A 14,555-nucleotide genomic window follows, 5' to 3' on the forward strand; every position below is an offset into this window, starting at 1 on the left:
CGGCTGCCATTGTAACGCTCATGCGGGCCCGGCATCACCGGCAAATAAAAGCCAATCTCGCAAGAGCGACGCGTAATCGCGATGATGGCCTTGCAAAGCGCGACTACGCATCGAACACAGCCGGCTAAAGATAGCGCCCCGGATCGATCCCCCAGCGCGACGGCACTTCAAACGAGACGATGCGATCATGGCAGCCGGGTTTGGACAGATCGAAATCGCGCGGCGGCGCGAACGCGCGGGACTCGGCGTTGAAAACCGCCCTGACCTTGGGATGCAGTAAATTCTCATGATGCTGCTCGAGGACGACGGCCAGATAGCCGCTTTCCAGCCGCACCAGCGTGCCGACCGGGTAAATGCCTATGCAGCGGATGAATTGGTGCACCAAGGTCAGATTGAAATGGTGGTCGCTCCACTCCAGCAATTTTCTCAATACCTCCGTGGGCTCCCTGCCCGCATGATAGATACGTGTCGAGGTCAGCGCGTCGTAAACATCCACCACCGACGCCATCTGCCCGTAGCGGCTGATCCGGTCGCCCTTCAGCCCCAGCGGATAGCCGCTGCCGTCGTAACATTCGTGATGTTCGGCAGCGACGCTCAGCGCAATCGGCGAAATGCCCGCTGTCTGCCGCAACACCGCGCTGCCGTAACGGACATGCTGCTTCATGATCTCGAATTCGGCTTCCGTGAGTTTGCCGGGCTTGTTCAGGATGCTGTTCGGCACCTGCATTTTGCCGATATCGTGCATCAAGCCGCCCAGGCCGACCAGTTCGATGGTTTTGCGGTCGATATCCAGTGCCCTGCAAAAACCGATCAACAAGGTGCCCACCGCCACCGAATGCTGAAAGGTATATTGGTCGGCCTGCTTGATTCGAAGCAGACTGACGATGGCATCCGGGTTGCGAAAAATGGAATCGGCGATGCCGGAGACCACCGGCTCGACCAGTTCCAGTTCCACCTGCTTGCCCAAGCGGCAATCCTGCAACACGTTATGCACGATGCGGTGGGCTTCGCGGCAAAGATGGCGGGCTTTTAGCCTTTCCTTCTCCACGCTGACCGGATGCGGCTCGCGGCGCGGAATTTGCCCCAGGGCTTGCATGCGATCGTCGAGCTGCCTATGCACTTCCTCGGCACTAGGTGCGTCCGGCATATCCGAACCGAGCTCTGTATCGATATAGACCTGGCGAATGCCGTACTCCGCAATTCGCTCTATATCGCGCCCGGAACGGACTAGAAAACGATTACGCAAAAACGGATGATCCAACCAGGGGCAATTGATGTCATGGATAAACATCTTGGGTTTAAGGTCGGTGACATCGATTTTTTTAATCATCGCTCGGTTTGGCCGCTGGGAATATCGCCGCGATCACTCGCGCCGCTTAATTTACAGTAGCTTTGGCGCTATAGGCAAAGCTTTTACTCTGAAAGTCACGCGGCAACCGCCCAAAATACTAACGACATAACGCCGTTGACTTTCATCTGCCGGGGTGATTGCAAGGCCTTCATGAGCGTTACTCTGAAAGTCATGGTGGGAGCGGCGCATAGTCGCGATTGGCAAGGTCATCATCGCGACTATGCGTCGCTCCTACTAGACTGCCTTTCATTTGCCGGAGCGACTCGCCGGTTTCATAATCGTTAGGCAAATCGATAGCCCTACAAAATTGTTCTGTCGTTGTTCTAAATTGTAACTTATGCTACCGTAACAAGAACAATTCAAAAACAATAGAGCCGGATGGAAGCACTTACCCGCAAGCAACACGAGATCATAGATTTCCTTTTAAACAATCAACAAGAGTTCAGCCAGCCGCTGTCGCTGGATAAACTATGCGCGGCCCTGGGCTTGAAGTCTCGCGGCTCCCTGCACCGCATCGTGCAGGACCTGATAGAGATCGGCTTGATAGAACCCATGGATAGAAAGCAGCGCGGCGTGCGCCTGACCGAAAAAGCCAGACAAATCAACCAAACCGCCGGCAGCCAAGGTTCTTCCTTGCGCTACGTCGGTGTAATCGCCGCCGGCAAGCCCATAGAAGCCATTGAAACTCAGGAATACATGACGGTTCCCGACCAGATCAGAACCGATAACCCTTGCTACGTGCTCAGGGTAAAGGGCGATTCCATGGTGGAAGAAGGCATTCACGACGGCGACTGGGTCATCATAGAACAGCGTTGCCATGCCCGTAACGGCGAAATCGTGGTGGCATTGGTGGATAAAACCGAAGCTACCCTGAAGTTCATCGAACAATACCCGCACGAAACCTTGCTGGTGCCCGCCAATTCCGGCATGCAAACCATGCATTACCAGCCGGCGCGGGTGGAAATTCAGGGTGTATTGGTCGGACAAATGCGCAGTTACCGGCGCTAGAGCCTGCCCGATAACTCGACAATCAAAATTTTCATCGCAACAAGCCGTGCTTGGCTTTCATGTGTAGGATTACGCCCGCAATAACCGATACAAATCCAGCCAGATTTTAAAGGGCTTAGAACCGCCAATTGCCGACGACTGAGTTTTTACCAGCAGATGTGTAGGGTACGCATCGCGTACCATTAGATGAGCATCATGTTCGCGAAGACCGGAAGGTACGCGGTGCGTACCCTACGGCGATCCTGAGGTTGCATATTGCCTTACCAAGATGTAGGCCGGAAAAGCGATAGCGTTTCCGGCAGCATGTGACAAATTGCAAAAGCTTTGCCGGAAACGCCTACCGGTTTATTCCGGCCTTGTATGCAATCCTTCGCCGCTGACCGTCGGCGGTCGGCCACTTTGCGACATTCATGGATCGTCAGCGTATGACAGCAGGACAACCTAGAGCTGACGTTTAGTAAATAAGCTCAACGGGCAGCCCATTGATCAAGTTCGTCATGGAAGCTGAGATAGTGTCAAGGTAAAAAGGCGTGCGAAAATTCGCATTAGTAGCTACACTCATGTGATTTTTTCCATCTTATTGCTTTTTAAAGAAATAGAAAAATTACGCAGTTTAGGGATTAGAACCCCGTTTTCTGGCATTTTTAGGCGGGATTTGACTGGCCACTACAGGAGGCGGCGAAAGACTTGCACGAGGTGAAGAGTGAAAATAGGTGGATATTTATACAAAAGAAAAACGTAGCGAGGTAATGTCAAAAGTTCGGTCAAAAAATACAAATCCCGAACTAATAGTACGACAATTAATTTACGGTATGGGCTACCGATATCGATTGCATGTCGCTAGTTTGCCGGGAAAGCCCGATATCGTGATGAGTAAACGGCGAAAAATCATCGAAGTTCGCGGATGTTTTTGGCACGCACACGAAGGGTGTAAACATGCCACGCTACCAAAGACGAGGGCGGATTTTTGGGCTACTAAGATTGCATGCAATCGGGAACGAGATAAAAAAAACTTGGATTGCCTAAATGAAAGTGGATGGGATGTCCTGATTGTTTGGCAATGCGAACTAAAAAACCTCGATATTTTAAAAAGTAAATTAAAAAAATTTATAGATTCTGAGTAAAGAGATTCGTTACTTTCGATACCATTCCGATTCTATGGTGGCGATTCTGGAAATGTCTTGTGCTAACTGGTGAATAACGTTTTGTATATAAAGGCTTTTTAATGCGCCTAACCATTTGTATTCGCGTCCGTCTGAGCCGGAAAAAAACCATCCAATATTACCTTTTTTGCAAGCCTTTATTACATCGTTAGCTTGAGAAGGTCTAAAAAGAATTTTTTGTATCTCGTAACCTTTTGTGGAAATTTGCCATTCATGCCATTCGTTATCCAGTTTTAAGAACACATCGCCTTTGTTGATTTTGTCACTGGATACCGGCTTGGCCGGAAGAAAAATAAACGCCTTCCCGCTCGATGGAACTCGGCGGCAATCGCATCCTTGTTGAACGCAAATTAGATATTCTTGTTTTCCTCCCCGCATTGTTTGAATAATAGTGCCCGGTTGGAGGAAGGGTGCCGGCTCTCCGTAATGATGGCGTATCAACGCGCGTTTTGCCCACAATCGATTGGATTCGACTTCATCATGCTTAGTGTCATTAATGAATTGGGACGTCATATTTAAAAGGCGTTGTGTCTTTTTCTTTTTATTTTTACCTGCAAAGTTAACTGCTCTAACGTTTAAGTCGGTTGGGGTATTATCATCGAACTCAGGTAACCCTGACTTTAACAGAAATTGTAGAGTTTCTTCCGCTTCCAGAAACGTAGTTTCGAAGAAGTCGTTTTTTAGGGCGTTTCTCTTGTGTAGATCTTGAGCCCAAGAAAACATGGTGTCGGCATCCAGCTTGTAGGAGATATCGGCACTTTCCAAAATCTCTTGCAAATCGGAAACGATGACGTGGCGGAAGTGTTCTTCGGCTTCATCCGGGGTAGGGAGGCCTATCCGGTGAGCTACGAATGCCGCATCCATTTGGTTGGAAAACAGATTCAACAGTTGGAAGGTGTTTTTTCGGATGGCCGATACAGCGGCAACGGCAGCATTCGTTAACAAACCGTTATGCTGATTGGCCAATATGTCTAAGATACGATCGGGCAGGCCGGATTCGGAACTGCTATTATCCTGATTGTTTCCGTTTTTTCTAATGATCGCTATCGTCATCGGGCCGACATGCATAACGTTGCCATTTTTATCAATCGGATGCGTGGATGATGCTGTTCCGTTAATGCCGGTTTCAATTTTATTCAGCAATTCATCGTCCGATTTGGTTTCCGCCGTGTACACTGCAATCATTCTGATGCGGCCGGATTTCAGATCGTTTTCCGCTAACTGTTTGATTATGTTTACTGCGTGATCGCCGGCATTGTCAGCCGTTTCGTTTATTTCTGTTTCCGTATCCTCAACCTTTAGGTTCCAATCCAAAATTACGATATCGGCATTCGAGGCCGCTTTTACAACTTGATTTGTCCAGCCACCCTTGTTTTCGGGACGAAAAACACCGCAAATAATGCCTTTATCTGCAAATGCTTCAATGATCTCTCCACAAAACAATTTGTGAGTTCTGCTGGCGAAGTCTTCAGCGCTCTCATTTTCTTCCTTTTCGACAGTACCAGCTCCTCGAGTCGGCTTATTTGTTGTTTTAGGAGTGGTCTTGCTTTCAGGATAAGAGGCCTCTTCGTCAACGACCAGTGCTGAGTTCAAGAAATCGAGAAAATTTTGTTTGGTCCGTGTTTGAAAGTCGGTGGTCGTCATTATTCATTCATACCGGTTGTAGTTTATTCCATGCGGATAGAGAATGTTGTATTCCATTCTCCTTCCGGTTTAAGCAATTCGAGTCGGAATCCGACCTTTTTTAAGGTTTCGTGCGAAATGTACAAACCCAGTCCGCGGCCACCCGGTTTGCGGGTAAATCCGGATTCGAAAACATCTACTCTGTCTCGTTCGGGTATCCCGGGCCCTGTATCTCGGACTAGCATTTCATCGTTTCGATAGTCGAAATGGATTCTACGGGCACCGTTCCGATCGGATAGCCAAAACACGGCGTTATCTACCAAGTTGACGAAAACGGGATAAAAAGAGGACGGAAAACTCTTAAACGAGTGTCTTAGAAAGGCGTTTGTTGCCGTGAATTCGACACTATGCCGCTCGAATCTTGCGGCAAATAAATCCCGAACGAATTTAAAGACTTCATCGCCGGCGATGTCCACTTTTTCGCGACGTAATCGACGATCCAATGGCTTGAATAGAGTTAAATAGCCGTCCAAATGTTCGAAGTTTGCCCGAATATTTCTATAAAGTCCCCTTAGGTCTTCATTTACGTCGGCCCAAGCCTTCAATTCGCGTAGGTTGTCGCGGATAGACTTAACGTTCCCGTTAAATTCGTGGTCGATAATTTGTACCGCCATGCCCAATTGAGTCAGTTGTAGGTCCAAATCAGCCTGTTCTTCCAACGCCAAATTGCTTTGTTCCAGCGCTTCAATTTGATCGAGCCTGTCATTGGATTTAACGTCGACAGACTCCAGTTGTGCACGGACATACTGAAAAAAGTCCTTTTCTTTCTCTTGAACTTCCAAAATGCGCTTTTCGAGGCTAATACGCGTTTCTACAATCGCCTCGTCGTGCATGGAAGTGACATCGAGCTTGCCGAAATCTCTTATCACTTCGCTGACGACTCTTTCCACGTTAGCGATACTTTTGCCCGTAGCTTCATGAACTTCGATACCGACCTTTTCCAGCGTCTTGCGCGTAGCGGTATTCTCGCTTCTGGTAATTTTTCGCGAGCTGTTAGCCAGGTCTTCAAGGGCTGCTTCAATTCGTAAACGTCGGTCAAGTTCGATTCTTGCGCGTTCGGCTTCCCGGCCGACTAGTTCGCCTATTTGGTGTTCCAACGGCGAAAAAACCTGATTATTTAACTGCTCGATGGATGCGGAATATTTAGCCCAGTCCCGTTCTGCGCTTTTATTCAAGCCGACGCCGCGGGGACGCGTAATTTTGTACGATTCTTTCAAATCGGAAATTCGTTTGCGGGCTTTCGACTCAAGGCCGATAAATTCTTTCGCCGCTATTTTGGGGTCTCGAATCGCTTTGGCGACTCGAATGGATTCCTCTATGTCGGTGATAATTTCAGCAGCTTGTTCTGCCGGTTTGTTGGCGTCCAATTTGACGAAAAAATCGTCCAAACTTTGTTGCAACTTTTTGCGTTTTTCTCCGACTTGCATTTCTCTCTTTTCACGCGCGTCGGCGAGCCGTTCCAATTCTTTGCGTGTGGTAATGAAATGATCCGATTGTAATGCGTTTTCCCGGAAAAAGTCGGCAGCCAATTGCAGAAAGAAATTTTTCAAAATCGCTCTAAGATCCCGATAGGCCTTATTTTGTGAAAATCCTTCTCTGCCGGCTTTCTCCTTTAAGCCAGCGTTATCCGAACTATTAACGGAGACGACTCCGAACAAACGTCGATACGAAAAAAAGTAATATGCGGCGCTCTTGTTTCGCCTTAATTCGAAATCGAGCCAATCGACGTCGGGGCCACCATAAGGCAATATGCGAATACCGTTTCGATAAATATACACTCCGCCTATACTCATCAATTTTGAGTTTAACAGTGCTCTTGTTTGAGGGTCGGAGTAGCTTTGTTTTTCCATTCCCGGTACGACTGCGACGTCGATGGAAAATTTTCCGCATTTCGTTTTTTCACCCCTCGCTTCCCGCCAAGGTATGACATGCTGGGGAAATTCTTTTCCGTAAATCCATACCGAACCGACGAATTGGCCGTATTCATCAAACGACCCGGCGATACGATGATCGGCAGATAGAAAATCTTGCGGAGTGAAAAATTCTACCTCCGAAATCATGTCATAGGCGCGGACATCGCTTTTCCAGTCTCGAAATGCGGGTTTAATTACCGGAGGCGGATGATCCGGGGTCATCGTATTGGTAAAGCCTAACAACACCTTCTTGAGCGGTGGGGCAATACCTTTTTCTTTTTCTATTTCTTCTTCGAGGTCGAGACTAAGCAATTCGGACGCCGGAAAAATAATAAAGTGGGTACCGAATCCGTCGTTTTTTAGCGACAGATTTTTAGACGGCAAATAGCCGTCGATTTCGACGGGATCGACAATAAAACTGTCCAGCTCGGCTTCTATGCGTTCTTTGAGTTCCGGCGGAAACTTTCGGACATTTTTGTCGATATTGGAACGAAATACTTCTACCATCTCGCGTACGTCGCCGGCATCCGGTAATTTTCCGAATTCGAATTCCCGGACCGGAATATCAATTTCGTCCAAATTTAGACCGGGACACTCGAATACGCTCCAATGAATAAATGCGGCAACCAGGGAGTGAGAAGAATCGCCACGTTTGGCTCGAGTCAGTATTAAGACCTGATTGCCGATAGCAGCAATTGCCAATCGGCCGATGCCTTTTTCGCCCAGCATCGTCCTCGGTTCTTTTCCGGCGGGTACAAACGGCAAAGAAAGCGCGTCCGAGCCCAGCTTACTTTCTGTGCCTAGAGTAAGCCAACGGGTTTCGAATTCTTCGCGCGTCATGCCAACGCCGTCGTCTCGCAATACGAACAAGCGGTCGTTCCGGAAAAAATCGACTTCTACGCTATCGGCATACGCATCGTGAGCGTTTTTGAATAGTTCGCTGATTGCGGTGGGTATCCCGGCAATTTGTTGTCGACCGAGCATGTCGACCGCGCGTGCTCGTGTTTTGAAACTGGCCATTCCTTAGGTTCTACTGTCCGATTTATTCCAATTTTCCAATATGTGTTCGCCGAATCTTTGGGCCAGCAATACCGGTACCGCATTGCCGACTTGTCGCGCCATTGAATTCAAGCTCCCGTAAAGGTGGAAATTACGGGGGAAAGTCTGTATGCAAGCGGCTTCGCGTACGCTAATAGCGCGATTCTGCTCCGGGTGGCCGAATCGGCCGTTAGATAGGCTAATGCAACGGGTTGTCAATCCGCTTGCAGGCGACTCCCATTTCATTCTTCCGTACACGTCGGTGTGTCCGTTATAACCGTGGCTATGACAATCTAAGCCTAAAGTTTTCGGCCAGTCGGAGCGACTGCCTTCCCGTGGAGTCCGTTTTATTCTTTCCAAATTCAATTCGGACAAATTTGCTGCGCGATGAACCGGATCGTTTGCGTCGGTTTCTCCCGCCTTTAATTCGGGCAATCCGGCAATCCAGTCTTTTACGGACGAATATTTCGGATTGGCGGTTTTCGGGCCGTGAGTAGGCTTCGGAAAATCGATTTCCCCGTGACGGCTTGCCAACAATACTAGGCGTTTTCGGCGTTGCGGGACGCCGTAATTCCATGCGGGAACGATCTCGAAGCGATAGTTGTAGCCAACTTTTTCGAGTAGTGCGATGAACGATGCTAAAGGACTGTCTTCAGCAGAAAGCTTTTGCAAGCCGGGTACGTTCTCTACAAAGATATATTCCGGCCGAAAATGTTCGACGAAACGGCCAAACTCTATAAGCAAGTTTCGCCTTGGGTCGGCGCTTTTTTTCGACGTTTTTTGTTTGGTGAACGGCTGGCAGGGCGCGCATCCGCAGAATAACAGCGGACCGTCGTGTTTAGCCACAATATCTTCGATATCCGTAGGAGAAACTAACGAAATATCGGAGCGAATAAATTCGGAGCCAGGATGATTGGCTTTAAATGAAATCTCGGCGTCGGCATCGCAGTCCAAGCCCATTAAAATGTTCATCCCGGCTTGGCGGAAACCGGTGCTACTTCCCCCGCATCCGGAAAAAAAATCGCAGACTCCAATCATTTTTTTTCAAATTTCGTTGGTTTTTGTAAGCGCACCTTATTTACTCCGGTCTTTCTCACGGGCATGTATTATGGGCATTAACTAGTCTTGCCTGCCGGCGTATTCGACGTAATTATAGACCTACCACTTAAACGATCTATTGTTAATGTACCAAATAAGATGGAAGTATCAGGCTAATTTGATAGGAAAGCGATCCTAGTAGGAAACCTTATAAACCTTACTTTGATACTTTGTTTGAAGAACTAACGTCCCAGGTCAAGAATTTTAACATTTTTAGGGATTTCCCCTCTCAGAATTACTCAGAGTCGGACATTACAATAAACAGTGTGCCGTGGCGACTATCAATTCCACCAGATGAATTGTTTCGATTTGGAGACGTTGTTTAGGGCATTCGTCCCCACGTTCTTGCGCTTTGCGTTGGAGCGATACCGCTTATTGACCGTTGTTAAGGCGACGAAGCAAGGCCCGACCAGTAATAAGGGCTAGATGCAGTCGGAACGTACTGTGATCTTCGTCCGAGAGACCGGGATGCGATCCATCGGTATGCAGCATCTTGAACAAGCCGTTCAGGTAGTTCTTTCCGTCGCCAGTCCATTCATTCCTGCTGCTCGACAGGAACCCGCGCTCCGCGAGCCAGGCTCGGCGGTTCTCGCTCGACGGCAACTCGTTAGCTTGTGGATCAATGTGCGATGCGATGTCACTGAGCAAGCCTTCCAAGAAGGTTCGTATCTGACTGTTCGCCGCCGCCCAGTCACCTCGTGTATGCGCGTCGATTGCTTGGTCCAAGTGCCCCAAAGCCACGGTGAAACCGAACTGCTTCAGCAATTGATGAACTTCGTCATCGGCCTCAGGAAGTTCCACTTCACCAGGCAATGCCGCACGCAGTAATGGAGTTCGCGTGTCCTCATCCCAGGACACAACATAGCCATCGAGGGCCAATCCTCTCAGAAAACGTTCCTGCTCGGCCTTATTGTATCGCGGAACGGTCGCACCAACGGCCTCGCGAACCGCGGCTTCGGCTAGTGTCATCGCTCTGCTCAACGTGCTGATCACTTGAGTCGCGCGTTGGGTAACAATGCGTGCTAACAAGGCACTCTTCGCGGTCACGCTTTTTGCTGCCCCCAAAGGAATTTCGTCATCCAGCCCCAGCCGTATCACGAGCAGATCGAAATTTGCTTGCGTGAACTTTTCCCCGAGGAATTCAATCGCTGAGACAACAGTGGGACGGGTAAACGGATGGGGCTTCATGCTATCGGCTTTCTTTATTTGTCGTTATAGTGCTGTCAAGCGCTTCCATCGCTGTTGTCACACCTTTTTTTCAGCTATGTCTACACCTGGGATGCCTTTGCGCGAGGCCAAAGAGCATCTACGTCATGGCAATGCAGCGCCCTCTTGGCTACGCGGTTGTTAGCTTGCCATCGTTCAACACTTCTGTATATCATCGGTGATAAGTAACTATGGCTGGTAATGATTAAATCGCTGCCATTGAATCAGATTGACTGAAAGACCGCAACGGGTCGATTGCAACAATTCGCCATGTTCAAAAGCCATCATTTGCTACCGGCATCATCGCGTTCATAAAGGGGGGCGATTTGGCGCGAATAGGCCGGAGTGTTCCGGATTGCGGTCAGGCGTATTGCCCGGCGCACCAGCCGGAAGACCAGGCCCATTGGAAGTTGTAACCGCCCAACCAACCGGTCACATCCACCACTTCGCCGATAAAAAACAAACCCGGCACCCGCAAGGACTCCATGGTTTTGGACGACAAGGCGTCGCAATCGACGCCCCCCAAGGTTACTTCGGCGGTGCGATAACCCTCGCTGCCGTTCGGTTTGATATGCCAAGCCTGCAGATGATCGGCCACCCGCTGCAATTGCTTATCCGAACAATCGACCAGACTGGATTCTAGCAACGCTTCGGGCAATAAGGCCTGCAGCAGGCGCTTGGGTAAATACTCCGCCAGCCAGGTTTTGAGTTTCAACTTACCGCCCTGACCGCGCTGCTGTTTCAATAACGCAAGCAAGGCCATATCGGGCAAGCAATTGATCCGTAGCGCCTCGCCGGGCCGCCAATAGGAGGAAATCTGCAAAATGGCGGGACCGCTGAGGCCGCGATGGGTAAACAGCAGGTTTTCCCTGAATGAACGGTTTTGATAACTCACTTCGCACGGCACGGCGATACCGGTCAAGGCGGAAAACACGTCCTTATCGGCCGGTTGCAAGGTCAAGGGCACCAAGCCCGCGCGGGTCGGCCAGACTTTGATGTCGAATTGTTCCGCCAGTTGATAACCGAACGGCGTGGCGCCCATCTTGGGGATGGACAGTCCGCCGGTCGCCACCACCAGCGACCGGCAACGCATATCCCCTTGCGATGTCCGTAAATGAAACCCGCCGCCGCTGCCGCGAGCGACCTGCGCTATCGGGCAATTCAATACCAGTTCGACACCATGGCGCCGGCATTCGGCCAACAACATGTCCAATATGTCCCTGGCGCTGTTATCGCAGAACAACTGCCCGTGCAAACGTTCGTGGAAAGGGATTTGGTAACGCTGCACCAAGGCCAGGAAATCCCATTGGTTGAAACGCTTTAATGCCGATTTGCAAAAATGCGGGTTATGGGAAATATAGCGCTCCGGCTCCAGCGTGTAATTGGTAAAGTTACAGCGACCGCCGCCGGACATCAGAATTTTTTTACCGGGCCGGTTGGCATGATCCAACACTCGCACCTTGCGCCCGCGTTTTGCGGCTTCCATTGCGCACATCAGGCCCGATGCGCCGGCGCCTATTACCAACACATCTACTTTCATATCAGACATGCCGGCAACTACCTTGAAATGAATCCATATAATCAAATAAGCGGCTTGGTTTTAACGATGGGCCTATCTTGCAGTTCAATCACAAAATTGGCGCCGTCGGCGTCATTAAAGGCTTGCAATGAACCCATCATATTGTTTTCTATAATGATTTTCGACATATAAAGCCCGATGCCGGTACCTTTCCCTTGATCCTTGGTGGTGAAGTAGGGATCGTAAATTTTATCGAAAATAGCCTCGGGAATACCGCCCGCGTTATCCTTTACCACGATACGCGTGGTTTGGTCGCTTGTTTTATTCACGCCGATATCGATAGCCGGTCGCAGCGGCCGCCTTTCCAGCAAAATGTCCTTTGCGTTATTGATTAAATTTAAAATCACTTGAGAAAACTCCCCTTCCAAGCCGTTTATCATTAAGTCGTCCGGGCAATTTATCGTTAAAACAATATTATGCCGCTTCAATTGCGCATCCAATAATTCGGCAGTCGTCTGAATCACATGATAGGCATTAAACGGTTCGATATGTTTATTGGGTTTAAAAAAGTTTCTAAAGTCGTCTATGGTAGTCGACATTTTATGAATCAAGCGATCCGACTTTTCCATGCTGGATACCATGAAACTTTCGTCCAATTTACCCAATTTAAATCTTAACTGCAGATTCTGCTGCACCAAGCCCAGCGCATTCAAGGGTTGGCGCCATTGATGGGCGATGGCGCCTATCATTTCCCCCATGGCGGCGGAGCGCGATTGGTGAATCAGCAAGGCCTCCTGCGTTTTACTCTTGGCAACTTCTTCCTTGATCCTTTTATCCAGGTCGGCATTCAAATCGGCGAGTTCCCGCGTGCGGGTGCCGACTTCGCGTTCCAGTTCCTGGTTGTAATGCTCCAGGGCTTGATTGGACAGCATCAGCGAATCGACCATTTTGTTGAAGCTATCCGACAACACGCCGATTTCATCGTTGCGCGCTATGGTAGATCTAACGGTCAAATCGCCCGCCGCAACCTGAGTTGCCAGTTGACTGATGGTCGAAACCGGATCGGATATCCACCTGGCAAAAAAGAAACCCACCACCAGAATCATAACCAATGAGGCGCTGATGATATATATAATTTTATAATACATATCATGGATATATTTATCGTAGTCGGCGGTTGAAAAACCTATATGCAGCCAGCCCCAGTCTATACTGGAGAAGCGGATGGGATATACAAAATGATAAACATTTTTGTACTGTTCCCTATCCGTTATAACAAAGGAAATTTTTTCGCCTTGCAATGCGGCCGTATTACTATCCAATTCAGCCAGCAGATGCCAGTTTTTCTGGTTGACGAATATTTTATCGCCCTGTTTTGGCGAGACAATCAGATAATAAATACCGGCGTTATTTTTTAAAACCTCGACATTATGCTCCACGATAAAGCCATAATCCTTGCTGATGATGGCGTCGGACGTGGCCTGCACGATGGATTTGGATACCGTTTCCGCCTGCGCATACATAATCTGCCGCAATGCGGTTTTCTGCATGGGAATAACCATAAAGGCAAAGAACAAGGTAATGGCCAATACCAAAAAGGCAAAAACCCAAAAAACACGTAGAAATATGGTGCGCTTCGGTTTAATGACAGTCATATGCCAGGCCGGATATAGTACAAGAACTCATTTCGCCACTTTTAACAACCGAAACCAAGCGCCGTATCGGGATATTCGCATCTTATTTGATTGCATGCATCAATAAGCGGGCATGCTCCCTATCCAGACTATCCACTAAATCCAATTCCTCGACCTTAAGAAAATCCAGTTCCGGAGTTTTGTAAATATCCAGTATTTGCTTGCCCCTGGGGCTTTTATAAAAAGACAGCGCAATTCGCCTGATTTCATCCGCCAGCGGGTAAGATTTATTGATATAACTGTAGTTTTTACTTCTAACTTCGAAACTGTCCAATATTTTTATTTTATTTTTAACATCGGGATTTAATTCCGTCATGACCTGATACGAATTAAAGTACACCAAGCCGACGTCGGCTTTGTCAAAATACAAATCCAATACGATGCGAGTCGCCTTGGCCTGTTGCTGTATCGATGGGTTCAATTTTTTATAGCTTTTATTAAAGCTTCTTAAAAAGAGCGTATCCAAATAAATATCGGATAGTTCATCGCCCTCCAGCATGGCGATACGCTTGCCGCGCAGATCCTCGATAGCGTTTATATTTTTATCCGACCGGACGACAAGCAGCAGATTATCCGGTTGCCTGCCTTCCAGCATCCCGGAAAAACCATCCGTTATTTCATCCCGTTTAAAGTATCTGGAAATCAATAAGGGCGGCGCGACTATTATATCCAACTTGCCTTTATCGTAATCGTCGCGCATTTCCCGCATGCTTTCATACAGGAAAGCGCCGGTGCTGGAAATATAAAGCCCGGCCTTCTCCGCTTCCACGGCCAGAGCATCCTTTACCCAGAAATTCAGCGAAATTTCAATATCGCTGATACTGGCCTGCTCGGTAATGGATTTAATATAAAATCCCATGTTTACCCGACTATTATTATCCG

10 protein-coding genes are annotated in these 14,555 nt (G+C 48.7%); 2 read left to right on the plus strand and 8 right to left on the minus strand.

Features of this window, described 5'->3' with window-relative positions:
- Positions 1-124: 124 nt before the first annotated feature.
- Positions 125-1,330, minus strand: a complete 1,206-nt coding sequence (locus NP590_RS02290; RefSeq protein WP_256600556.1) for a cyclic di-GMP phosphodiesterase — start codon at positions 1,328-1,330, stop codon at positions 125-127.
- A gap of 399 nt (positions 1,331-1,729) precedes the next feature.
- On the opposite strand from NP590_RS02290, the gene lexA reads away from it, so the two are divergent.
- Together lexA and NP590_RS02300 are read left to right on the plus strand one after the other, a co-directional pair.
- A complete protein-coding gene (gene lexA / locus NP590_RS02295; protein ID WP_256600557.1) occupies positions 1,730-2,359 on the plus strand; it encodes a transcriptional repressor LexA in 630 nt (209 codons plus the stop codon).
- Between the two features lie 713 nt (positions 2,360-3,072).
- On the plus strand, positions 3,073-3,483 hold the full coding sequence (locus NP590_RS02300) for a very short patch repair endonuclease (protein WP_256600558.1): 411 nt from the start codon (positions 3,073-3,075) through the stop codon (positions 3,481-3,483).
- A gap of 9 nt (positions 3,484-3,492) precedes the next feature.
- Here NP590_RS02300 and NP590_RS02305 read toward each other — a convergent pair whose 3' ends face one another.
- From NP590_RS02305 to NP590_RS02335, 7 genes are all read right to left on the minus strand, one after another.
- Positions 3,493-5,166, minus strand: coding sequence for a response regulator receiver domain (locus NP590_RS02305; protein ID WP_256600560.1), 1,674 nt, complete (start codon positions 5,164-5,166; stop codon positions 3,493-3,495).
- Between the two features lie 23 nt (positions 5,167-5,189).
- The gene (locus tag NP590_RS02310) at positions 5,190-8,138 is read right to left on the minus strand and encodes an ATP-binding protein (RefSeq protein WP_256600562.1); all 2,949 of its coding nucleotides are present in this window, start codon (positions 8,136-8,138) and stop codon (positions 5,190-5,192) included.
- A gap of 3 nt (positions 8,139-8,141) precedes the next feature.
- Positions 8,142-9,194, minus strand: a complete 1,053-nt coding sequence (locus NP590_RS02315; RefSeq protein WP_256600564.1) for a DNA cytosine methyltransferase — start codon at positions 9,192-9,194, stop codon at positions 8,142-8,144.
- Between the two features lie 432 nt (positions 9,195-9,626).
- Positions 9,627-10,442, minus strand: a complete 816-nt coding sequence (locus tag NP590_RS02320; protein WP_256600566.1) for a hypothetical protein — start codon at positions 10,440-10,442, stop codon at positions 9,627-9,629.
- A 379-nt stretch (positions 10,443-10,821) separates the two neighbouring features.
- The gene (locus NP590_RS02325; RefSeq protein WP_256600567.1) at positions 10,822-12,009 is read right to left on the minus strand and encodes a BaiN/RdsA family NAD(P)/FAD-dependent oxidoreductase; all 1,188 of its coding nucleotides are present in this window, start codon (positions 12,007-12,009) and stop codon (positions 10,822-10,824) included.
- 32 nt (positions 12,010-12,041) lie between these two features.
- Positions 12,042-13,634, minus strand: coding sequence for an ATP-binding protein (locus NP590_RS02330; protein WP_256600569.1), 1,593 nt, complete (start codon positions 13,632-13,634; stop codon positions 12,042-12,044).
- Between the two features lie 82 nt (positions 13,635-13,716).
- Entirely contained in the window at positions 13,717-14,532 is an 816-nt protein-coding gene (locus tag NP590_RS02335) for a PhnD/SsuA/transferrin family substrate-binding protein (protein ID WP_256600570.1), read from the minus strand.
- Positions 14,533-14,555: the final 23 nt, after the last annotated feature.

The sequence above is a fragment of the Methylomonas subterranea genome (assembly GCF_024505185.1).
GTDB lineage: Bacteria > Pseudomonadota > Gammaproteobacteria > Methylococcales > Methylomonadaceae > Methylomonas > Methylomonas subterranea.